This is a genomic window from Agromyces sp. P2_B3, assembly GCF_056404815.1.
The window spans coordinates 1-21986 of sequence record NZ_JBFUDH010000002.1; the positions used below are offsets into that span (position 1 = coordinate 1).

Sequence of the window (21986 nt, forward strand, 5' to 3'; positions counted from 1 at the left end):
CGCTCGAGGCGGGGCGCGACCCGGGCCTGGCCGACGCCCGCGTCGCGCAGTCGCCCGCCGCCGACGCCTTCGGCATGTGCGGGCGCCTGCGCACCTACCGCACCGACCCCTTGGAGGAGCCCCATGCCTGAGCACACCCCGCTGCGCGCCGCGATCGTCGGCACCGGCGCCATCGCCAACGCGCACGCCGAGGCCATCGCCGCCACCGCGGACGCCGAGCTCGTGGCCGTCGTCGACCGCGACCCCGAGCTCGCCCGCGCCTTCGCCGAACGGTGGAGCGTGCCGTCGACCGCCGCATCGCTCGACGCGCTGCTCGCCGACGGCGGCATCGACGTGCTGCACGTGTGCACCCCGCCGGGCGTGCACGCCGAGCAGGCGATCGCCGCCCTCGATGCCGGCGTGCACGTCGTTTGCGAGAAGCCGGCTGCGCTCTCCCTCGACCAGCTCGACGCGATGACGGATGCCGCGGCGCGCAACGACCGCCGCCTCGCGGTCGTATTCCAGCAGCGCACCGGCTCGGCTGCGGCGCACGTGCGGGGCCTCCTCGACTCGGGCGCGCTCGGGCGACCGCTCGTCGCGACGTGCCAGACCCTGTGGTTCCGGGATCCGGCCTACTTCGAGGTGCCCTGGCGAGGAAAGTGGGCCACCGAGGGCGGCGGCCCCACCCTAGGCCTCGGCATCCACCAGATCGACCTGCTCGCGTGGTTGCTCGGCGACTGGGCGAGCGTGCAGGGCCAGCTCTGGCGCCTGGATCGCGAGACGCAGATGGAGGACGTGTCGACGGCGGTGGTCTCGTTCGCCGGCGGAGCCGTGGCATCCGTCATCACCAGTGCCCTCTCACCGCGCGAGACGAGCTCGATCCGCATCGACACCGAGCTCGCCACCGTCACGGTCGACCACCTCTACGGGCACGGCCACGAGCACTGGCGCATCACCCCGGCTCCGCACGTCGACCCCGAGACGGCCGCCGGCTGGGCGCTTCCCGAGGTCGAGGAGGCGAGCGGGCACGGGCCGCTCGTGCGCGACATCTACGCGTCGCTACAGTCGGGCGCGCGGCTGCCGTCGACCGCGTCGGATGCCGCGCGCTCGTTCGAGATCGTCACCGCGATCTACTCCTCGGCGGCCTCGGGCGCCCTGGTCACTCCCACGACCCTGCGCGACGACGCGGACCGGCGGCGGAGCCTGGAGAGCCCGGTCACCGACCTGCGCCGGGGCTGACCGGGATGCCCGCCGACGCGCCCGACGACGCGCTGTTCCACGACCCCGTGTACGACGGCGCGACCGATCCGACCGTCATCCGCCACCGCGACACGGGGGAGTGGTGGATGTTCTACACCCAGCGTCGCGCGACGGTCGACGAGCCCGGCGTCGCCTGGGTGCACGGGTCGCGCATCGGCGTGGCCCGGTCGCGCGACGGCCTCGCCTGGCGCTACGACGGCACCGTCGCCGGGCTCGAGCTCGGCGCCGGGCCCGCGACGCACTGGGCGCCCGAGGTGATCGACGACGGCGAGCGGTACCGGATGTACCTCACCGTCATCGACGGCATCCCCGACCGCTGGGAGGGTCACGCGCGCCGCATCGTCGAGTACGCGAGCGACGACCTCGAGCGGTGGTCGGTGGTGGGCGAGATCCCGTTGAGCTCCGACCGGGTCATCGACGCGTGCGTCGCGCACTGCCCCGACGGGCGGTGGCGGCTCTGGTACAAGGACGAGGCGGACGACTCGACCACCTGGGTCGCGGCGAGCGACGACCTCGCGGCATGGCGGGTCGAGGGACGCGCGATCGGCGGCCGGCCGCACGAGGGGCCGAACGTGTTCGAGCTCGGCGGCTGGTGGTGGATGCTCGTCGACGAGTGGCGCGGCATGGGCGTGCACCGGTCGCGCGACGCCGTGACGTGGCAGCGCCAGGGCGGGCCCGACGACGTGATCCTCGGCGCGCCCGGGCCGCGGGTCGGCGACACGACGTTCGGCCGCCACGGGGACGTGGTCGTCGAGGGCGACCACGCCGTGCTGTACTACTTCACGCACCCGCACTGGGACGGCTCGGAGCTCGGCTCCAGCGACGCCTCCGCGGCCCGGCTCAGCGCCGTGTTCTCGGCGCCGCTGCGAGTTGTGGACGATCGGCTCGTGTGCATCCGCGATGCCCGGAACGCCGAAACGTCACCTGACCGGGTGATTCGCGCGGTGTGACCGGCGCAGCCGCGGCATCCGATAACGAATTGAAACGATTTTCTGGATTCAGTTGACCCACCTGCCCGCCTGGGCTATCTTTGGGGAAGCGCTTTCCCATGGCGTGACATGCACCAGGCAGACAGAGACGTTTTCATCCCGGGAGGACAACGATGTTCAACATTCGCAAGCGCCGCATGGCGGCCGCCGCAGCGGCGATCGCCGCGAGCGCGGCCCTCGTGCTGACGGGCTGCTCGGGCGGCAGCGGCGGCAGCGAGGCGGCCGCGACCTACGACCCCGACGAGAAGGTCACGCTGAACCTCGCCTTCTGGGGCAACGACGTTCGTGCCGCGCTCTACGACGAGGCCATCGCCGCCTTCAACGAGGAGTACCCGAACATCACCGTCAACTCCTCGTTCCTCGGCTTCCCCGAGTTCTGGGAGAAGCGCCAGACCGAGGCGGCCGGTGGCGGCCTGCCCGACGTCATGCAGTTCGACTACTCGTACCTGCGCCAGTACTCCGAGAACGGGCTCCTGCTCGACCTCGAGCCGTACCTGGGTAACATCATCGACACCGAGCCCCTCGCCGACAACATCCTGCAGATCGGCGTCGTCGACGGCGAGACCACCGGCATCCCCACCTCCACCAACGCGTGGGGCCTCTTCACGAACCCGAAGCTGCTCGAGCAGGTCGGCGTCGAGGAGTTCGAGGGCGGCAGCTGGGAGGACTACTCCGACTGGATGGCCGAGGTCAGCGAGGCCGGCGGCGGCGCGCTCTGGGGCGGCACCGACTACACGGGCCGCATCCAGAACTTCGAGATCCAGCAGCGCGCCAAGGGTGAGGACCTCTTCACCGAAGACGGTGAGCCCAACTTCACCGAGAAGGACCTCGCCGCGTTCTGGGAGCAGGGCGAGGACGTGCGCGCCAACACCATCCCGCAGCAGCGACTCGAGGAGATCTACCCGGTCTCCGGCTTCGACGCCGCGCTCACCACGAGCGAGCTCACCTGGGACAACTTCGGCGCCGGCTACCTCGGCAACCTCGGCGAGGGCTACACCGAGCTGGGCCTCGTCGCCCCGCCGGTGACCGAGGAGGGCGCGAAGGACCTCTACCTCAAGCCGTCGATGCTGCACTCGATCGCCTCCACCACCAAGCACCCCGAGGCCGCGGCCACGCTCGTGAACTTCCTGGTCAACAGCCCCGAGGCGGGCGCGATCTTCGGCACCAACCGCGGCCTGCCCGCGTCGAAGACCATGCTCGAGGGCGCGGAGCTCGACCCGCTGGGCCAGCAGATCAGCGACTACGAGGACTCCATCGCCGACCGCCTCGGCGACGCCCCGCCCGTGCCGATCGTCGGCTACGGCAGCCTGGAGGAGAAGTTCCGCCAGCTCGGCCAGGAGCTCGGCTTCGGCACCCTGACCGTCGACGAGGCCGTCGAGCAGTTCTTCAACGAGATGGACGTCGTCCTCAACCAGTAACACCTGAGCAGTCGTTCCGGGCCCGGTGGGGCGCCACGCCCCGCCGGGCCCGGACTACTGTTTCTCGAGGAACCGGAGAATCACGTGAGCACGGAAACCGAATCGATCGTCACGGCATCCGCCGGGTCGAGAAGCGTCCGGCGGGAGCTGCGCCAGGTCCGCCGAGCAGAGGGCGGCAAGATCCCCTCCACCGCCGGCAGGCGAGCAGCGGTCCGTCGCGAGACCGCGGCCGGGTACGGATTCCTCGTGCCGTGGCTGATCGGATTCCTCGGCCTCACGGTCGGGCCGATGGTCTTCTCGCTCTACCTGGCCTTCACCAAGTACAACCTCTTCACCGAACCCGAGTGGATCGGCTTCGACAACTTCGTGCGCATGTTCACGGAGGACCCGAACTACATCCAGTCGGTGCAGATCACGCTCGTCTACGTGCTGGTCGGCACCCCGATCAAGCTCGCGGCCGCACTCGGCATCGCGATGCTGCTGAACTACCGCGACCGCGGCAGCGGCTTCTTCCGCTCGTCGTTCTATGCCCCCTCGCTCATCGGCGCGTCGGTGTCGGTCGCGATCGTGTGGCGGGCGATGTTCTCCAACGACGGCCCGGTCGACAACAGCCTGAGCTTCTTCGGCATCGACCTGGGCGGCTGGGTCGGCAACGTGCAGCTCGTCATCCCGATGATGATCCTGCTCGCGGTCTGGCAGTTCGGCGCCCCGATGGTCATCTTCCTCGCGGGCCTCAAGCAGATCCCGCAGGAGCTCTACGAGGCCGCCGAGGTCGACGGAGCCGGCCCCTGGCACAAGTTCCGCAACGTCACCATTCCGATGCTCTCGAGCGTGATCTTCTTCAACCTGCTGCTCGAGCTCATCAACGCCTTCCAGGTCTTCGCGTCGGCGTACATCATCTCGAACGGCTCGGGCGGACCGGCCGGCATGACGAACTTCTACACCCTCTACCTCTACAAGCGCGGCTTCGCCGACCTGCAGATGGGCTACGCCTCGGCGATGGCGTGGGTGCTGGTGATCGCGGTCGCGATCATCGCCTTCATCCTGTTCAAGACCCAGAAGTCCTGGGTGCACTACGCCGGAGAGAACCGATGACCACGTTCGAAGCCCCCCGCGTCGAGGTCGTCGAGAACGCCCTCGAGCCCGGCCCCTCCACCCAGCCGCGCCGGCGCGTCAAGCGCCGCACGATCAACACCGTCATCTGGTTCGTGGTGCTGCTCGCCTTCACGGCGATCGTGCTCTACCCGCTGCTCTGGCTGTTCCTGTCGACGTTCAAGCCGTCGAGCGAGTTCGCCCAGAACCCGGGGCTGATCCCCGAGAACCCGACGTTCGACAACTACACGAAGGTCGTCGAGGGCATCGCCGGCACTCCGCTGTGGCGGTTCTTCGCGAACTCGTTCTTCATCGCGATCATGGCCGTGATCGGTACGGTGCTCTCGTCGGCGCTCGCCGCCTATGCGTTCGCCCGCATCAAGTTCCGCGGCGTGGGCGTGCTGTTCGCGGCGATGATCGGCACGCTGCTGCTGCCGTTCCACGTGATCATCATCCCCCAGTACGTGCTCTTCAATAAGCTCGAGCTGGTCGACACGTACTGGCCGCTGATCCTGCCGAAGTTCCTCGCCACCGAGGCGTTCTTCGTGTTCCTGATCGTGCAGTTCATCCGCAACATCCCGCGCGACATGGACGAGGCGGCCCGCATCGACGGCGCCGGGCACATCCGGATCTTCTTCTCGATCATCCTGCCGCTCATCAAGCCCGCCCTGATCACGAGCGCGATCTTCACGTTCATCTGGACGTGGAACGACTTCCTGGGCCCGCTGCTCTACATCAACTCGCCCGAGAAGTACCCGCTCCCGATCGCGCTGCGGCTCTACAACGACGCGACGTCGACGTCCGACTACGGGGCGACCGCCGCGGTGTCGTTCCTCGCCCTGGTGCCGATCCTGATCTTCTTCATCGTGTTCCAGCGCTTCCTCGTCGCGGGTGTCGCCACCCAGGGACTCAAGGGCTAGGTCGGCGGATGTCGCGAGCCACCGATCGTGCCGCACGCCGCGCCGCCCTCTCGGGCAGCGGGCCGACGCACGACGACGCAGCCACCACGGCGAGGTTCCCGGGCGCCAAGAGCGCGTTCGGCCTCCTCGGCGAGGTGCTGCTGATCGGGGTGCTCGTCGCGGTCGTCTCGCTGCCGATCATCACGCTTCCGGCGGCCCTCGCGGCCGGGGTGCGGCACCTCCGGCGGTACCTCACGGCCGACGACGACGCGCTCACCTGGTTCTGGCGCGACGTGCGGGCCGCGTTCGTCGGCGGGATCGGCGTGGGCGCGGCATCCGTCGTCGTCGCCGCCGTGCTGGCGCTCGACGTCGACCTCGCCGCATCCGGCGTGCTGCCCGGTGGCCCCGTCGTCGGGATCGTCGGCTGGCTCGGCCTCGCGGCCCTGGCGCTGGCGCTCTTCGTCGCGGCCGGCCGGTGGACCCCCGAGCTCGGCTGGCTCGGCGCGCTCAAGGGCGTGCCCGCCGCCGTGCGGGAGGACCCGGCCGGTGCTGCCTACCTCGTCGCCACCGCGGTGTTCGCGGGCGTCGTCACCTGGCAGCTCGTGCCGCTCGTGATTCCCGCGCTCGGCTGCATCGCGCTCGCGATCGTGGCGGTGCCCGAGCGCCCGCGGCGCGGTGTGGCCGCCGACGACGCCGCCGACTGATGGCCGCTGCCGCACGGCCGCGGCCCCTGCCCCGGTGGGCGCGCGACGCGAGCCTCGGCATCTTCGTGCACTGGGGCGCCTACTCGGTGCCGGCGTGGGCCGAGCCGACGGGCGCGCTCGGCGCGGTGCCCGACGACGAGTGGTTCGCGCACAACGCCTACGCCGAGTGGTACGCCAACACGATCCGCATCGAGGGGTCGCCTGCGGCCGAGCACCACGCCCGTGAGTACGGCGGTGCGCCCTACGAGCGATTCCTCGACGACTGGCGCGCCGAGGCGTACGACCCCGTCGACTGGGCGCGGCTGTTCCGCGCGGTGGGGGCCGACTACGTGGTGCCCACCACGAAGCATCATGACGGCATCGCTCTCTGGGACGCCCCGGGCTCCGGTGACCTCACGACCGTCGCCCGCGGACCGCGACGCGACCTGATCGCCCCGCTCGCCGACGCCGTGCGCGCCGAGGGCATGCGGTTCGGCGTCTACTACTCGGGCGGACTCGACTGGGCGGTCACCGACTTCCCGCCGCACCGGTCGAGCGCCGACGTCGAGGCGCTGCGGCCGACAGATGCCGCCTACCACGCCTACGCGTACGGCCACGTCGCCGACCTCGTCGACCGCTACCGGCCCGACCTCATCTGGAACGACATCGACTGGCCCGACGCCGGCAAGCAGCCCAGCCCGAACTCGATCGGGTCGCTGCTCGCGCACTACCGGTCGGTCGTGCCCGAGGGCATCGTGAACGATCGCTGGGGCGCCGACGTCTGGGACTACCGCACGAGCGAGTACGACCACGGCACGGCGAACGAGGCCGACGCCGGCTGGGAGCACTGCCGCGGCCTCGGCTTCTCGTTCGGCTACAACCGGGTCGAGGACGAGTCGCTCACGCTCTCGCCGCGCGAGCTCGCCCGCCTCTACGCCGACGTCGTGTCGCGGGGCGGACGCCTCCTGCTCAACGTCGGCCCGACCGCGGCGGGCGAGATCCCGCCGGTGCAGCGTCGCACCCTCGAGGGCGTGGCGTCGTGGATGACCGCGATCAAGCCGCACACACTCGGGCGACGCGTGCTCGACCGCGGCGAGCTCGAGGTGACGGATGCCGCGTGGTGGCGGGCCTGGGCCACGCCCGACGGCGTCGTGGCGGTCGTGGACCGGCCCGAGGCATCCGTGCGCGCCCGTGACGGCCGCCCGGTCACGACGTTCGCCCTGCCCGACTGAGCGTGCGGCGCGGCCACCGGGCCGCTCAGCTGCCGGTGACGAGCGCGTTCACGCGGCGCTGCCACGCGGCATCCGCCCACATGGGGTGGTGGGGCGCCGCGTTGGAACACGCGACCACGCCCCAGACGCCGTGCGTGAGCGCGGTGCGGATGCCGTGCTCGGCCAGCGACCGCCCGACGGGGCTCTCCTCGAACCAGCCGTCGCGCGGGGTGTAGCCGACCCAGCCCTCGCCGATCACCGCGGGCACCCCTCGCCACCGCGCCCACTCCGCGATCGCGACGACGCGAGACTCGATCTCGCGCAGCATCACCTCGCGGTGCTCGCCGTAGTGGTCGAGGAGCCAGGCGTCCCACGCGTCGGTGTCGATCCAGTCGTAGCCGTAGACCATCTGGTCGGTGATCACCGTGGCCCGCAGCTTCCACTCGGCGGGCCGGCCGTAGTCGGCGAACGAGGGCGCATCGGGGCGGAGGAGTGCGCGGAGCGCCGAGTTCGGGAAGCCCTCGCTGCCCTCGGAGCGGATGTCGATGCGACGCTGCAGAGCATCGAGCACGCCGTAGCTGTAGACGTGGAACTGCGCGACGGCCAGGGCGGGGGAGAGCCGGTGCATGGCGAGGTGCGGCGGCTTGCCGTAGCTCACCGTGACGAGCTGGTCGGGATGCCGGGTGCGCAGCCGCTCCATGGCGGCCTCTCCTCCCTGCTCCACCGGCGGCAGGATCGAGAAGTCGACCTCGTTGTGCAGCTCGGTGAACGCGACGACGTCGATGAGGCCCGCGGCCCGCACGTCGTCGAGCAGTCGTGCGAAGGCGTCGGCGAGCGTGTCGTAGCGGCGGTCGAGCGGCACGGCGTCGATGGCGTCGAACCAGCGCGGGTCGCCCGCGAACGACGGCGACTGCTGGTACTCCCAGCTCGCGAGGATCACCACGATGCCGTGTCGTCGCGCCGCCTCGAGGAGCTCGAACAGGCGCCCCCTGACGTCGAGCCGGTAGCCGCCGGGGGTGTCGTACCAGCGGGTGCGCTGCCCGAAGAACCCGCCGGTCGGCGCAGGGCCGAGTCCCTCGACGGGAAGGTCGGTCGCGAGCCCCTCGAGCCCGAGGTCGCCGGCGACGAGGAGCGGAGCGGCGCAGATGCGCACGGCGTTGTAGCCGCGGTCGGCGGTCTCGGCCATCGCGCGGTCGACGTCGTCGAAGGGTTCGCCCTCGCCGGCACGCGTGTACCAGGAGAAGTCCCAGAGGCAGATCGCCAGGCGGCGCGGCAGGTGGTCGGGCACCGGGCCCGTGAGCGAGGGATCCGGTGCGGAGGGCAGCACCGGCGTGCCGAGGTAGCGATCGGTCATGCCAGTGCCTCCTTTGCCCGGGCGTCCGCCTCGTGTCGGCCCTGCGCCGCGAGTTCGCGCAGCACCGCCGCCTCGGATGCGCGGCGCTCGGCGGTGTCGACCGGGAACAGCAGCAGTTCGGGCAGCGAGGTGGCGAAGTAGTCCACGCGGTCCGCGGATGCCTCGAGGGTGGCCGCCCTGGCTTCGAGGCTCGCCCAGACGCGCTCGGCCTCGGCGTGCTCGCCCAGGCGCAGGTGCGCGAGGCCGACCCACCCGTCGCGCGCGTCGACGACGTGCCCGGTCGCGGCGAGGGGTCCGTCGACGTCGCGGGCCCGACGCCAGGCCGCCTCCGCCGCATCGACGTCGCCGAGCGCCAGTTCGGCGTCGCCGAGGAGCACGAATCGCTCCGCGACGACGTCGGCCGGATGGCGTCCCTCGCCGAGGTGCTCGGGCACCCGGATGCCGCTTCGCAGCAGCGCGCGGGCGGACTCGGGGTCCGACGGGAGCAGCTCACGGGCGACGGCGGCGCTCGCGCGGTCGAACACGGCGATCACGCGGCCCTCGCCGCCCTCGAACGGCTGGAACTCGCGGCCGTCGAGGAAGGCGAGCGCGTCGCCGGCTCGCGCCACCTCGACGAGCAGGCCTGCGTATTCGATCGCGAGGTCGTCGCGCACGAGGACCTGGGCGCCGGCCCCCTCGATGGCGGTGAGCCGTGAGGCGGCATCGACGCCGCGCAGCGCGGCGAGCTGGTCGCGTTCGTAGACGAGCCTGGCGTCACCGGCACTGAGCTCGAGCGCTCGCGCATACCGCCGGTCGGCCTGATCGAGGTCGCCGCCCGACCTGACGATCGCGACCGCGGCGTTCCGCCACACCACGGGGTCGTCAGCGCCGCCGAGGGTCGCCGTCTCGAGGTGGAGGCGGGCGTCCTCCACTCGCCCGACGGCGAGGAGCCAGCAGCCGAGGTAGCCGTGCGCGCGCTCGTCGGCCGCGTCGGCTTCGACGGCGGCGAGCAGCACGGCGAGATCGTCGAGGCCCGCGGGGAAGGCGAGCAGGGGGCTCGCGCGACGCGCCTCGGCTCGCGCCATCCGGGCGCCGGCCGCATCACCGGCCGCGTCGAGGAACACCGCGAGCGCGTAGGCGGCGAGCGGCGCCGGGTGGCCGAACGGGCCAGGACCGGTCGTCGCGGCGCGCCGAGCGAGTGCGATGGCGCGGTCGGCGTCGCCGAGCCGGTGGAGCTCGTGGGCGATCGTGAGGAGCGTTCGCGGATCCACCGGGTCGAGCACGTCGTCGAGGGCCGCGAGGAGCGGGTCGAGGGGATCCTCGGCCCGAGCCGACGCGATTGACGCCCTGGCCGCCGCGCCGTGGCCGAGCGAGCGGAGCGCCACGACCCGGGCCGCCACGGCCTGCCCGCTGCCGGGATCGGCGCGCACCGCGGCATCCGCGAACCCGAGGGCGCGTTCGGCGTCGCCCGACCGTTGCGCGAGCCGTGCGCGTCCGAGCGAGGCGGGCAGGACGACGGCGCCGTCCCATGAGGCCTTGCCGAACGCGTCCGCCGCGTCATCCGATCGCCCGAGCCGTTCCAGTACGAGGCCGCGCAGCAGGTGGGCATCGCCGCGTTCGGGATTGAGGTTGCGGCGCGAGAGCCGTGCCACCGCGAGGTCGAGGTGGTCGAGGGCCTCGTCGAGGTCGCCGCGGTCGTGGGCGAGCCGGGCCAGGGCGAGGCGGGCGCGGGAATCACCCGGGTCCCGTCGCACCGCCTCGGCGAAGTACGGCTCGGCGGGCCTCGTGGGATGACGGTACTGCACGAGGTGCACGCCCGTGAGCACCAGCTCGTCGGCACTGGCGATCTCGGCCGGGGCCGGCGGCTCGGTCGCCACCCACGGCTCACCGGCCGGCACCGCGTGCGCCCGCCAGCGCACGAGCTCGCGCTCGCTGTCGGTGACGGTGACGACGAGGTCGTCGCGAGTGGCGGATGCCTCGAGCTCCACCTCGGTGACGAAGGGGTGCCCGGGCTCGATCGGCACGGTCCATTCGGCGATCACGGCCTCCGCCCGCCGCAGCTCGACCCGCGCGGAGGAGTGCACGCCCGTCGTCGCGACACCCAGCCGCACGCGGCATCCGTCGACCTCGAGACCGATCGCCGCGTCGAGCGTCGCCTGCACCGCCGGGCCGATGTCCTGGATCGGGTACCAGTACTGGCGGAATCGCCGCGTCTCGCCCGGCTGCAGCCAGCTGAAGTCGGGCTGGTTGTCGGTGAAGACGCCCGCCATGAGCTCGACGTACGGGCCGTCGCCGTCGGTGAGGTGCCGATCCCACGCGCGCCCGACCTCGCCGTCGCCCCAGGTCCACTGCTTCTTGCCCGGGGCGATCGCCCGGTCGGCCCAGTGCACGAACCCGGCTCCGGCGTCGTGGTCGTAGCCGCCGAAGAAGTCATCGGCCGTGTCGGTGACCATGTACGACGTCGGCACGGGGATGTTCGCGTACACGTCGAGGCGATCGGCGCCCGGCCGTTCGGCCGCGAGAGCCGGGTAGTCCACGCCGTAGTACGGCCGGTCGGCGCGGGGGAAGGCGGTGATCGCACGGCGCGCGTGATCGGCGACGTAGCGCACGTCGGTGGGGAAGAAGGACTGGTAGTGCTCGTGCGAGCGAGCGGCGACGTTCGCCCACCAGAGGAAGGACTGGGGTGCGTCCGTGCGGTTCACGAGGCGCGCCTCGAGTTCGATGAGCGCCGAGTCGCCGCGCAGGCGGATGCCGTGGCTGCCGCGCATCCGCTGCAGCTGGTCGAGGTCCGAGTGCCACACCGTCACGGATCCGTCGTCGTGGCGCTCGAGGCGCGTCTCGACCGGGAGGAAGGTCGCCGGGCGGTGGTGCTGCGGCCAGTTGAACTCCACGCCGCCCGAGACCCAGGGGCCGGCGAGCCCGACCAGCGCCGGCTTGATGACGTTGTTGCGGTAGAAGAAGTCGTAGTCGCGAGTCTTGTCGTAGCCGATGTGGATCCGTCCGCCCAGCTCGGGCAGGAGCACCAGCCGCACCCAGCGGTTCTCGAGGTGGATCGCCCGCCAGGTGCGCGGCGCGCGCCCGGGCAGGATCCGGTCGGTGAATGGGATCGGGTAGACCGCCCCGCTCGAACCCTGGTACACGCGTCGATCGAGGAAGAGCGGGTAGCGATCGGGCGCGGCAGGCTCGTAGGTGTCGATCGTGAGCGGCGCCTCCCAGCAGGCGACGCCGCCCGCCGCGATCGCCTCGCGCTGCTCTTCGGGCGCATCGGGCAGCACGATCCTGGGGTTCTCGTCGGTCACGGGCTCCACGCTACGCGCGGGCCCGATGCGCGGACATGGCCGATCGTGGGGCGCGCATGGACGATTCGACACCATGGGATCATTGACGGATGGAGCGGCGCGACGGGTTCGAGCACCAGCGGCTGTGCGTCGTCCCGCGCCCCGCCGTCGCCGAGGCGCTCGCGCGGCCGGTCACGCGCCGACTGGTGGTGACGGATGCCGGGTGGTTCCCCCGCGCGGACGGGCATCTCCGCGTTCGTCCGGCCGGGGCCGACGAGGCCATCGTCATCGTCTGCGTGGCCGGCGGTGGGTGGGTGGACGTCGATGGCACGCGGGTGCGCGTGACCCCGTCGACCGCTGCGCTGATCCCGCCGCGCGCGCCGCACTCGTACGGGGCCGATGCGGAGGACCCATGGACGATCTGGTGGTGTCACGTGCGCGGCAGCGATCTCGGCGACCTGTGGGCCGCGATCGGCGCGGACGCCGCGCGTCCCCTGGTGTCGCTGCGCGCCGTCGATCGGGTCACGGTGCTCCTCGATGAGATCGTCTCGGGCTTGGAGCGAGACCAGTCCCCGGCTCGGCTGTTGTCGGTGTCGGGCATCGCGTGGCGGCTGATGACTCAGCTCGCGGTCGACCGGAAGCTGCCCGAGCAGGGCGAACCGCTCGAGCGGGCGATGCGGTACCTCGAGGAGCGCATCGACGGCGGCATCCGGGTGTCCGACCTCGCCCGGCTCGTCGGGGTCTCGACGTCGCACCTCGGCGCGCTCTTCCGCGACGCCACCGGCGGCGGGGTGCTGGCGTACCACACGGGGCTCAAGATGGCGCGGGCCCGCGGCCTGCTCGACACCACCGACCTGCACGTCGCCGAGGTCGGGCGCGAGGTCGGGTACGCCGACCCGTTCTACTTCTCGCGGCAGTTCAGCCGCGTGCACGGCATGAGCCCCACCGACTACCGCGTGCACCGCAAGGGCTGACGCGGCATTGACGGCCTCGCCGGTGCGCGGATACCGTCGCAGGGTGCGACGAGCGGATGTGGCGACGATCGAGTCCTGCAGTGCGCCGTCCGGAACACGTCCATGATCACCGTCGAGGGCCTCCGCGGCATCCACATCTTCGCGCCCCTCTCCGACGCGGCCCTCGAGTACGTCGCCGGCGCCGTCGAGGACATCCATCTCGTGCCGGGCGAGTACTTCGCGCACGAGGGCGACGAACGCGCGCTGTTCGTCGTCGTCGAGGGCCGCGCGGAGATCACCAAGGTCGTGAACGGCGAGGAGCGGGTGATCGGGATACGCACGCCCGGCCGGTTCTTCGGCGAGGTGCCGATGACCCTGAGCACCCCGTTCCCGGCGAGCGGACGCGCCGCAGAGGCATCCCGCATCCTGAAGCTCGACGTGACGGCGTTCTACACGTTGGCGGCCATGGCCCCGTCGATCCCGGCCCGCGTCGCGGAACTCGCGCGACGCTACCTGGAGTCGCTGCAGGTGATCGCCGCCGAGCAGCCCGACATCGAGGTGCGGCTCACGGGTCCCCGACACGATGCCGCGACCCACGGCACGGCGACCTTCCTCACGAGGAACCAGGTCGCCTTCGAGCGGGTGACCCTCGAACGCCCGGCAGAGGGCGAGGCCTACCCGATCCTAGAACTGGCCGACGGGACCCGGTTGGCGGCCCCGACGATGCGCGAGGTGGCGGATGCCGCGGGGCTCGACATCGAGCCCGCGTCGGCCGACTACGACGTCGTGATCCTCGGCGGAGGGCCCGCCGGCCTCACCGCCGCCGTGAACGGCGCGGCCGAGGGACTGCGCACGGTGGTCATCGAGTCCCTAGCGCCCGGTGGCCAGGCCGGCACCTCCACGCGCATCGAGAACTACACCGGATTCCCGTTCGGGATCTCGGGAGACGACCTCGCGAGCCGGGCGCTGAAGCAGGCGAAGCGCCTCGGCGCCGAGATCGTCGTCACCCGCAGCGTCGAGGCGATCCGCCCTCACGGTGGACAACGCGACGCGGGGCGCGACGCAGCACCGGACGTGTTGCTCGACGAGGCGCGCGACCCCGTGCACGAGGTCGTCCTCGATGGCGGCGAGACCCTGCGGGCCCGGGTCGTCATCGCGGCCACCGGCGTCGAATGGCGCACGCTGCCCCTGCCCGCGGTCGACCGCTATCTCGGCAACGGCGTCTTCTACGGCGCCGCGCGCAGCGACGCGGCCATCGCGAAGGGCGCCGACGTCTGCATCATCGGTGCGGGCAACTCGGCGGGGCAGGCCGCGCTGTTCTTCTCCCGGCACGCCCGATCGGTGACGATGCTCGTGCGCGGCAGTTCGCTCGAGGCGAGCATGTCGCGCTACCTCATCGACCAGATCGCCGCCAACGACGGCATCCGCGTCGAGACGCGCAGTGAGGTCGTGGGCCTGCACGGCGAGGGGAGCCTCGAGGGCGTCGACGTCGTCGACCGGGCCACCGGGCGGACCTCCCGGCGCAGCTTCCCGGTCGTCTTCGTGATGATCGGCGCGAATGCCGTCACCGACTGGCTGCCCCCAGAGATCGCGCGCGACGCGCACGGCTTCGTGCTCACGGGCGCGGATGCCTCGGCCGCCGAGGCGTGGACGGCCGATCGTCGTCCGTTCGCGCTCGAGACGAGCACGCCCGGGATCTTCGCTGTGGGCGACGTGCGCTCGGGGTCCGTCAAGCGCGTCGCGGCGGGCGTCGGCGAAGGCGGCATGGCGATCGCGTACGCGCATCAGTACCTCGCGCTGGAACGCCAGGTCGGCTCCGCCTGAGCTCAGCCCTTGGTCGCGCCCGCCGTGAGGTCGGCCTTCCAGAACCGCTGGAGCGAGACCATGAGCACGACGAGCAGCACCACCGACACGGCCGACCCGGTCACCACCAGGGTGGTGAACGACGGATCGCGCTGGGTCTGCGAGTTCCACAGGGTCAGGCCGAGCGTGATCGGGAATCGCTTCGGGTCGCTCAGCATCACCAAGGGAAGCAGGTAGTTGTTCCAGATCGTCACGAACTGGAAGAGGAAGATCGTCACGATCGCCGGGGTCATCATGCGCGCGGCGATCGAGCCGAAGATGCGCAGGTCGCCGGCGCCATCGATGCGGGCGGCCTCGATGACCTCGTCGGGCACCGAGGCGTTCGCGTGGATGCGCGCGAGGAAGACGCCGAACGGGCTCACCATGCACGGCAGGAGCACGCTCCAGTAGCTTCCGGTGAGGCCGACCGAGTTGAGCAGGAAGTACAGCGGCAACGCGATGACCGTCGCCGGCACGAGCACGCCGCCGAGGATCGTCCAGAAGACCGCCTCCTTCGCCGGGAAGTCGTACTTCGCGAACGCGTAGCCGGCCGCCGTCGAGATGACCGTCGCCACCAGGGCGCCGACCCCTGAGTACAGGATGCTGTTCAGGATCCAGACCGAGAAGGCGCCGTTGTCCTGGGTGAACAGGGCGACGAGGTTCTGCCACGCCTGCGGGCTGTCGGAGAACCAGAGCCCGAACGTCGAGGAGAGGTCGCCCGGCGACTTGGTCGCCGCGATCAGCACCCAGGCGATCGGCAGCAGGAAGTACGCCGACGCCACGACGAGTGCGGCGTTCACCAGCACGGTGCCGGCCGCGCCAGTGCGGGTGGCGGGTGGTCGTCGGTTGGGCGCTGCTGCGCCGGATGCCGCGGGGCCGGCCGGTCGGCGGGTGCGCGCGACGGGGCGGGCGGGGGCGTCGGTGGTCACCATGCGCGGTTCCCCTTCCGGTTCACGACGCGGAGGAACAGGGCCGAGAAGGCGAACGCGAGGAGCGCCACGATCACGGCCATCGCCGCCGCGAGGTTCGGGTTGCCCTGCGAGAACGCCTGGTTGTAGGCGGCGAGGTTGGGCGTGTAGTCGGAGCTGATGGCGGTGGTGAGCGGGCGGAGCACGAGGGGCTCGACGAACAGCTGCAGCGTGCCGATGATCGTGAAGAGGGTGATGAGCACGATCGAGGGGCGGATGAGCGGCAGCTTGATGTGCCAGATCATGCGCCACTCGCCGGCGCCGTCGAGCCGGGCGGCCTCGTACAGCTCGGAGGGGATGGCGTCGAGCGCCGCGATGAGGATGAGCATGTTGTAGCCCGCGAACCCCCACAGGGCGATGTTCGCGATGGCGAAGAGCACCGCGTCGCTCGACAGCGGATCGACGTCGATGCCGACCGCGCCGAGCGACTGCAGCACCGGGCTGGTGGCCGGGATGTACAGGAAGCCCCAGAGCAGCGCGGCGATCACGCCGGGAACGCCGTAGGGCATGAAGTACGTCACGCGGAAGGCCCGCGGGAACCGCGCGGCCGCGGCGCCCAGGAGGAGCGCCAGTGCCAGGGCCGAGACCACCATGAGCGGCACCTCGATCGCCGAGAAGGCGACGAGGCGGCCGAGGCTCGCGACGAACGAGGGGGTCGACAGCGCGGCGGCGTAGTTGTCGAGGAACACGAACTCCCGGGTGGGGGCGGTGAGTCCCAGGCCGCTCGACTGCTGGGAGAACATGCTGTCGACCACCGCGAAGATGATCGGGGCGACGAAGAACGCCGCGAACATCACGAGGAACGGCACGAGCAGCACCCAGAGGGCGGCCGCGGGCCGGTGACGTCGACGCGGTGGGGCGGTGGCAGTGGCGGACACGGCGGTGCTCCTCGGGTGATGGACGATCGGATGCCGCGGGGGTGCGGCCGTGGAAGGCGAGCGGGCGGCCCGGCCGGAGCCGGACCGCCCGCCCGGGTCACTCGGCGACCGAGATGCCCTTGTCCTCGAGGGCGGCGACGAAGTCCGCCTGGGTGGCGATGTAGGCGTCGGTGAGCGGCGTGCCCGCCTCGACGGCCGCCTTGACGTTGTCGGTCAGCGAGGCGAACAGCGTCTGCGACAGCGGCGGCCACTTCCACGTCGCGGCGACCGCGGCATCCGACTCGGCGAAGACGTCCCAGATGTCCTGGCCGCCGTAGAACGCGAACACCTCGGGGTCGTCCTGGAGGCTCTCGATCGCGCCGAGGTCGGTGATCGCGGGCCATCCGGCGCCGATGCTCGTGAGGGTGCTCACGCTGCCGGGATCGCTGTTCAGCCAGAGCGCGAACTCGGCCGCCTCCTCCGGGTGCTCGGAGCCCTTCAGCACGACGTTGGCCGAGCCGCCGGCCCACGTCGCCGACACGGTCTCGCCGTCGGACCACTGCGGCATGGGCGCGACCGCCCAGCTGCCCGCGGTGTCGGGCGCGGTGCCGCGCACGATCGCATCGGCCCACGAGCCCGAGATCCACGACGCGACGTTGCCGTTCTGGAGGTCGGCGTTCCACTCGCTCGAGAAGTCGGCCTCGACCTTCACGAGGTCCTCGTCGAGAAGTCGCTGCCAGAACTCGGCGACCTTCAGCGTCGCCTCGTCGTCGATGCCGACCTTCCACGCGTCGCCCTCGGTGGCGAACCACTCGCCCCCGCCCTGCTGGGAGAGCCCGATCAGCCAGGGCGCCTGGTTGAACGCGAACGCCGCGATGTAGCGGTTGGGGTCCGAGGCGTGGATCGCCTTGGCCGCCTCGTAGTACTCCTCCCACGTGGTGGGTGCCGCGAGGCCGAGGGAGTCGAAGATGTCCTTGCGGTAGAACTGGCCGAGCGGCCCGGAGGCCTGCGGGATCGCGTAGACGTGGTCGTCGAACACGCCCGTCTGCCACTGCCAGTCGGTGAAGCGGTCGGCGTCGTCGGCCACGTAGTCCGTGATGTCCTCGAGTGCGCCGTTGACCAGGAAGTCGGGGATGGCGTCGTAGCCGACCTGCGCGACGTCGGCGGGGTTCCCGGCCTGCACGGCGGAGAGCATCTTGGCGTACCCGCCGTCGGGGCCGGCCGTGATCGTCTCGAGCTCGACGTGGATGTCGTCGTGCGCGTCGTTGAAGGCGTCGACGGCCTGGTCGATGTTCGGGACCCAGGACTGGAAGGTGAGCTCGACGGGTTCGTCCGCTGAACCGGACTCGCCGCCCGAGCACGACGCGAGGGCGAGCGTTGCGACGACGGCGCCCGCGAGGATCGCGGTGGTGCGCAGGCGCCGGTGGTCACGCTGTGGCATGGAGATGCTCCTTTGCATGTGGATGCGTGTTGCATGGTGGATGCGTGCCTGCGATGCAGGCCGATGATGCGGTGCGGAAAGCGACGCTACGCCGCACGGCGCACGCGCCCCATAGGGGATCGACCCGCGAGCATGGACATTTCCACGGTGGGGAACGCCAGCGCGCCCGGCACGCGCGCTGCTCGGCCGTTGACGGAATGAAACGTCTCAGGCTACGGTGCGGGGAAGCGTTTTCCGCACCGATTCCCATGATGAGGTGCGGACACCCAACACACCTTGGAGGACGATGATGTTCACGACCCGACGGATGCGTCGCGTGCTGGCGGTTGCCGCGGCATCCGGTGCCACCGTGCTCGCGCTGGCCGGATGCGCCGGCGGCGGCACCGGTGGCGGCAGCGAAGCGGCCTACGACCCCGACGAGGAGGTCACGCTGACCTTCACGTGGTGGGGCAACGACGACCGCGCCCAGCGGTACCAGAAGCTCATCGACGCGTTCGAGGCCGAGCACCCGAACATCACGATCGAGGGCACGTTCACCGATTTCCCCTCGTACTGGGAGAAGCGCCAGACCGAGGCCGCCGGCGGCGGACTGCCCGACGTGTGGCAGTTCTCCGACTCCTACCTGCGCGAGTACGCGGAGCCCGGGCTCCTGCTCGATCTCGACACCGTCGGCGAGTACGTCGACTTCGACGCGTTCGACGACGGCCTGCGCGCCACCGGCCAGCTCGACGGCGTGCAGTACTCGCTGCCGACGGGCTACAGCGCCTGGGCCATGTTCCTGAACGACGGGCTCGTCGAGCAGGCGGGCGTCGAGCCCTACGAGGGCGGCACGAGCTTCGACGACTACGCCGACTGGATGGCCGACGTGACCGAGGCCACCGGCGGGGCGGTCTACGGCGGCACCGACCTGACCCAGCGCATCCAGAACTTCGAGAACGTGCTGCGCGCCGACGGCAAGAACCTCTACACCGAGGACGGCGAGCTCGGGTTCACCGAGAAGGACCTGCGCGACTTCTGGAACTCCGGCGCCGAGGCTCGCGAGGGCGTCGTCGTGCCGCAGCAGCGGCTCGAGGAGATCTCGCCCAAGTCGGGCTTCGGCGCCAACCTCACGGCCAGCGAGGCGAGCTGGAGCAACTTCCTCGGCGGCTACCTCGCCGACTCCGGCGCCGAGCACGTCACGCTCGTGGCGCCGCCGACCGCCGACCCCGACGCGAAGGACCTCTACCGGCAGGCCGGCCTGCAGGTCGCGATCGCGGCCGACACCGAGCACCCCGAGGCGGCCGCGCTGTGGCTCGACTACGTGGTGAACAGCGAGGAGGCCGGTGAGATCTTCGGCACCACCCTGGGCTTCCCGGCATCCGAGACGAAGCTCGCCGGCACCACCCTCGAGGGCGTCGACGCGCAGGTCTCCGACTACCTCGACTCGGTCGCCGACCGCCTCGGCGAGGCGCCGCCCGTGCCGGTCGTCGGCTACGGCTCGCTGGAGCAGACGTTCTGGGATCTCGGCAAGTCGATCGGCCTCGGCGCGCTCAGCGTCGACGACGCGGTCGACCAGTTCTTCACCGAGGCGAAGGTCATCCTGGGCTGAGCCCAGGGCCTCGCGGCGCCGAGCCGAGCCGATCCGTCATCGAGTGGGCGATCCTGGCGCGCATCCAGCGGATGCCGCACGTGGCGGGGTAGGCTGGAATGCGCTTTCCCGTTCTGGTAGTCCCAGTCCCGACCGATCGACGAAGGAGTCCCGTGCACTACGGCGCCGACTACAACCCCGAGCAGTGGCCCGAGGAGATCTGGCCCGAGGATGTCGCGCGCATGCACGAGGCCGGCGTGACCATGGTGAGCCTCGGCATCTTCGCCTGGTCGCGCATCCAGCCGCGCGAGGGCGAGTTCGACTTCGGCTGGCTCGACCGCGTCATCGGCCTGCTGCACGAGGGCGGCATCGCCGTCGACCTCGCCACGGCCACCGCGTCGCCGCCGCCCTGGGCGAGCGCCGCCTACCCCGAGCTCCTCCCGCAGGACGAGAACGGCGCCACGTACTGGCCGGGCAGCCGCCAGCAGTTCGCGCCGTCGTCGCCCGTGTACCGACGCCTGGCCGCCGAGCTCGTGACCGCCATCGCGGAGCGGTATGCGCAGCATCCGGCCGTCGTCATGTGGCACGTGAACAACGAGTACGGCTGCCACCTGAACATGGACTTCTCGGACGCCGCGCGCGACGCGTTCCGGCGGTGGCTGGCCGACCGCTACGGCGACGTCGACGCGCTCAACGCCGCGTGGGGCACGAACTTCTGGTCGCAGCGCTACGGATCGTTCGACGAGGTGTTCCCGCCGCGCAAGGCGCCGTACAGCCTGAACCCCGGCCAGACGCTCGACTACCGCAGGTTCACGAGCGACATGCTGCTCGAGTGCTACCTCATGGAGCGCGAGATCATCCGGGCGGCCGGGGCGACCCAACCGATCACCACGAACTTCATGGGCGCGTTCAAGCCCGCGAACTACCAGCAGTGGGCCGAGCACCTGGACCTCGTGAGCGACGACGCCTACCCCGACCCGAACGACCCCGAGTCGTTCCGGGCGGCGGCATTCCAGCGCGACCTCGTGCGCTCACTGAAGCCCGACGTGCCGTGGATCCTCATGGAGCAGTCCACGAACGCGCTGAACTGGCGCCCCTCGAACGCGCCGAAGGCCCCGGGGCAGATGGCGGCCCTCAGCGCGCAGGCGATCGGGCGGGGCGCCGACGGCATCCTCTTCTTCCAGTGGCGGCAGAGCCGGGCCGGCGCCGAGAAGTTCCACTCGGCGATGCTGCCGCACGCCGGCACGGAGACGCGCACCTGGCGCGAGGTCACCGAGCTGGGCGCGCAGCTCGCCGCGCTGCCGACGCTCCCGGTCGCCCCTGCCGGCACGAGTGACGCGCAGGTCGCGCTCGTGTTCGACTGGGAGAACTGGTGGGCGGTCGAGGCCTCCGACCACCCCCAGAACCGGCTCGACCACCTCGCCGTCGTGCAGCGCTGGTACCGCGCGCTGCACCGCCGCCACGTGCAGGTCGACGTCGTGCCGCCCGAGCGCGTCGACGAGCGGTACGCGCTCGCGGTCGCACCCCTGCTGTACCTCCTGCGCGACGAGGGCGCCGCGGCGCTCACCTCCTTCGTCGAGGGCGGCGGGCACCTGCTCGCCGGTCCGTTCAGCGACGTCGTCGACGAGCGCGACGCGTTCCGCGACGGCGGGTTCGCGACCCGGCTCGGCCCCCTGTGCGGCATCCGGGTCGAGGACTTCGGCGCCCTCGTGCCACCCGATGCCGCGCCGGGTGAACCAGGCGAACGGGAGGCGCGGTTCGAGGGTGTGGCGGGATCGGGGCTCGGTGCAGCCGTCGGCACGCTGTTCGCCGAGGAGATCGAGGCGACGGATGCCACGGTCGAGGCCTCGTTCACGAGCGGGCGCCGCGCGGGGCATCCGGCGCTCACCGCGCGCCGCGCCGGACGCGGGGTCGCCCGGTACCTCGCCACCGTGCCCGACGAGGCCGGCGCCCAGGCCGTCGTCGACCACGTGCTCGCCGACGCGGGCGTCGAACCCGTCGTCGCCGGCCTGCCCGAACACGTCGAGGCGGCGCGACGCGGCGCACTCGTCACGGTCGTCAACCACGGCGGCGACCCGGTCGACGTCGCCGTGCGCGGCACCGACGCGGTCTCGGGCGAAGAGGTCGACGGAGTCCGCCTCGGCGCCTTCGACTGGGCCATGGTGGTCGGGCGATGACGGCGAACACCTCAGGGGGTTACGATGCACGCGAGGGCG

The 21986-nt window shown here is 71.5% G+C and carries 16 protein-coding genes; 11 read left to right on the plus strand and 5 right to left on the minus strand.

Features of this window, described 5'->3' with window-relative positions; translation table 11 throughout:
- The first annotated feature begins 123 nt into the window (after positions 1–123).
- The 7 genes from AC1DZA_RS02970 to AC1DZA_RS03000 all read left to right on the plus strand — a co-directional run bounded on the left by AC1DZA_RS02970 (position 124) and on the right by AC1DZA_RS03000 (position 7552).
- On the plus strand, positions 124–1218 hold the full coding sequence (locus AC1DZA_RS02970; RefSeq protein WP_476771634.1) for a Gfo/Idh/MocA family protein: 1095 nt from the start codon (positions 124–126) through the stop codon (positions 1216–1218).
- Positions 1219–1223: 5 nt separating this feature from the next.
- On the plus strand, positions 1224–2189 hold the full coding sequence (locus tag AC1DZA_RS02975) for a family 43 glycosylhydrolase (protein WP_476771635.1): 966 nt from the start codon (positions 1224–1226) through the stop codon (positions 2187–2189).
- A 152-nt stretch (positions 2190–2341) separates the two neighbouring features.
- Entirely contained in the window at positions 2342–3646 is a 1305-nt protein-coding gene (locus AC1DZA_RS02980; RefSeq protein WP_476762225.1) for an ABC transporter substrate-binding protein, read from the plus strand.
- A gap of 180 nt (positions 3647–3826) precedes the next feature.
- Entirely contained in the window at positions 3827–4741 is a 915-nt protein-coding gene (locus tag AC1DZA_RS02985; RefSeq protein WP_309977772.1) for a carbohydrate ABC transporter permease, read from the plus strand.
- The gene (locus AC1DZA_RS02990; RefSeq protein ID WP_476771636.1) at positions 4738–5658 is read left to right on the plus strand and encodes a carbohydrate ABC transporter permease; all 921 of its coding nucleotides are present in this window, start codon (positions 4738–4740) and stop codon (positions 5656–5658) included. Before AC1DZA_RS02985 ends, AC1DZA_RS02990 begins: the two co-directional genes overlap by 4 nt.
- Positions 5659–5666: 8 nt before the next feature.
- Positions 5667–6341 (plus strand): hypothetical protein, encoded by a 675-nt coding sequence (locus tag AC1DZA_RS02995; RefSeq protein ID WP_476771637.1) that lies wholly within the window; start codon positions 5667–5669, stop codon positions 6339–6341.
- Positions 6341–7552: an alpha-L-fucosidase gene (locus tag AC1DZA_RS03000; protein ID WP_476771638.1), complete on the plus strand. Its 1212-nt coding sequence runs from the start codon at positions 6341–6343 to the stop codon at positions 7550–7552. The genes AC1DZA_RS02995 and AC1DZA_RS03000 overlap by 1 nt, the downstream gene beginning before the upstream one ends.
- Before the next feature lie 25 nt (positions 7553–7577).
- Here AC1DZA_RS03000 and AC1DZA_RS03005 read toward each other — a convergent pair whose 3' ends face one another.
- Together AC1DZA_RS03005 and AC1DZA_RS03010 are read right to left on the minus strand one after the other, a co-directional pair.
- Positions 7578–8885, minus strand: coding sequence for a cellulase-like family protein (locus tag AC1DZA_RS03005; protein ID WP_476771639.1), 1308 nt, complete (start codon positions 8883–8885; stop codon positions 7578–7580).
- Positions 8882–12163 carry a DUF5107 domain-containing protein gene (locus AC1DZA_RS03010; protein ID WP_476771640.1) on the minus strand — a complete coding sequence of 1094 codons (3282 nt, stop codon included), beginning with the start codon at positions 12161–12163 and terminating at the stop codon, positions 8882–8884. Before AC1DZA_RS03010 ends, AC1DZA_RS03005 begins: the two co-directional genes overlap by 4 nt.
- Before the next feature lie 89 nt (positions 12164–12252).
- Between AC1DZA_RS03010 and AC1DZA_RS03015 the strand changes: the two genes are divergently transcribed.
- Positions 12253–13116: an AraC family transcriptional regulator gene (locus AC1DZA_RS03015; RefSeq protein ID WP_476771641.1), complete on the plus strand. Its 864-nt coding sequence runs from the start codon at positions 12253–12255 to the stop codon at positions 13114–13116.
- A gap of 102 nt (positions 13117–13218) precedes the next feature.
- Entirely contained in the window at positions 13219–14919 is a 1701-nt protein-coding gene (locus tag AC1DZA_RS03020) for an FAD-dependent oxidoreductase (protein WP_476771642.1), read from the plus strand.
- A gap of 2 nt (positions 14920–14921) precedes the next feature.
- Here the strand turns inward: AC1DZA_RS03020 and AC1DZA_RS03025 are convergent, their stop codons facing one another.
- The 3 genes from AC1DZA_RS03025 to AC1DZA_RS03035 all read right to left on the minus strand — a co-directional run bounded on the left by AC1DZA_RS03025 (position 14922) and on the right by AC1DZA_RS03035 (position 18203).
- Positions 14922–15869: a carbohydrate ABC transporter permease gene (locus tag AC1DZA_RS03025; protein ID WP_476771643.1), complete on the minus strand. Its 948-nt coding sequence runs from the start codon at positions 15867–15869 to the stop codon at positions 14922–14924.
- A complete protein-coding gene (locus AC1DZA_RS03030; RefSeq protein ID WP_476771644.1) occupies positions 15863–16783 on the minus strand; it encodes a carbohydrate ABC transporter permease in 921 nt (306 codons plus the stop codon). Before AC1DZA_RS03030 ends, AC1DZA_RS03025 begins: the two co-directional genes overlap by 7 nt.
- A 97-nt stretch (positions 16784–16880) precedes the next feature.
- On the minus strand, positions 16881–18203 hold the full coding sequence (locus AC1DZA_RS03035) for an ABC transporter substrate-binding protein (protein WP_476762289.1): 1323 nt from the start codon (positions 18201–18203) through the stop codon (positions 16881–16883).
- A 286-nt stretch (positions 18204–18489) separates the two neighbouring features.
- Here AC1DZA_RS03035 and AC1DZA_RS03040 point away from each other — a divergent pair, with 286 nt between their 5' ends.
- Positions 18490–19791, plus strand: a complete 1302-nt coding sequence (locus AC1DZA_RS03040; RefSeq protein ID WP_476771645.1) for an ABC transporter substrate-binding protein — start codon at positions 18490–18492, stop codon at positions 19789–19791.
- Between the two features lie 152 nt (positions 19792–19943).
- Positions 19944–21947, plus strand: a complete 2004-nt coding sequence (locus AC1DZA_RS03045; protein ID WP_476771646.1) for a beta-galactosidase — start codon at positions 19944–19946, stop codon at positions 21945–21947.
- Positions 21948–21986 lie beyond the last annotated feature (39 nt).

Coding starts and splice junctions, on each gene's coding strand:
- AC1DZA_RS02970 (WP_476771634.1), top strand. CDS start 124: ATGCCTGAGCACACCCCGCTGCGCGCCGCGATCGTCGGCACCGGCGCC.
- AC1DZA_RS02975 (WP_476771635.1), top strand. CDS start 1,224: ATGCCCGCCGACGCGCCCGACGACGCGCTGTTCCACGACCCCGTGTAC.
- AC1DZA_RS02980 (WP_476762225.1), top strand. CDS start 2,342: ATGTTCAACATTCGCAAGCGCCGCATGGCGGCCGCCGCAGCGGCGATC.
- AC1DZA_RS02990 (WP_476771636.1), top strand. CDS start 4,738: ATGACCACGTTCGAAGCCCCCCGCGTCGAGGTCGTCGAGAACGCCCTC.
- AC1DZA_RS02995 (WP_476771637.1), top strand. CDS start 5,667: ATGTCGCGAGCCACCGATCGTGCCGCACGCCGCGCCGCCCTCTCGGGC.
- AC1DZA_RS03000 (WP_476771638.1), top strand. CDS start 6,341: ATGGCCGCTGCCGCACGGCCGCGGCCCCTGCCCCGGTGGGCGCGCGAC.
- AC1DZA_RS03005 (WP_476771639.1), bottom strand. CDS start 8,885: ATGACCGATCGCTACCTCGGCACGCCGGTGCTGCCCTCCGCACCGGAT.
- AC1DZA_RS03015 (WP_476771641.1), top strand. CDS start 12,253: ATGGAGCGGCGCGACGGGTTCGAGCACCAGCGGCTGTGCGTCGTCCCG.
- AC1DZA_RS03020 (WP_476771642.1), top strand. CDS start 13,219: ATGATCACCGTCGAGGGCCTCCGCGGCATCCACATCTTCGCGCCCCTC.
- AC1DZA_RS03025 (WP_476771643.1), bottom strand. CDS start 15,869: ATGGTGACCACCGACGCCCCCGCCCGCCCCGTCGCGCGCACCCGCCGA.
- AC1DZA_RS03035 (WP_476762289.1), bottom strand. CDS start 18,203: ATGCCACAGCGTGACCACCGGCGCCTGCGCACCACCGCGATCCTCGCG.
- AC1DZA_RS03040 (WP_476771645.1), top strand. CDS start 18,490: ATGATGTTCACGACCCGACGGATGCGTCGCGTGCTGGCGGTTGCCGCG.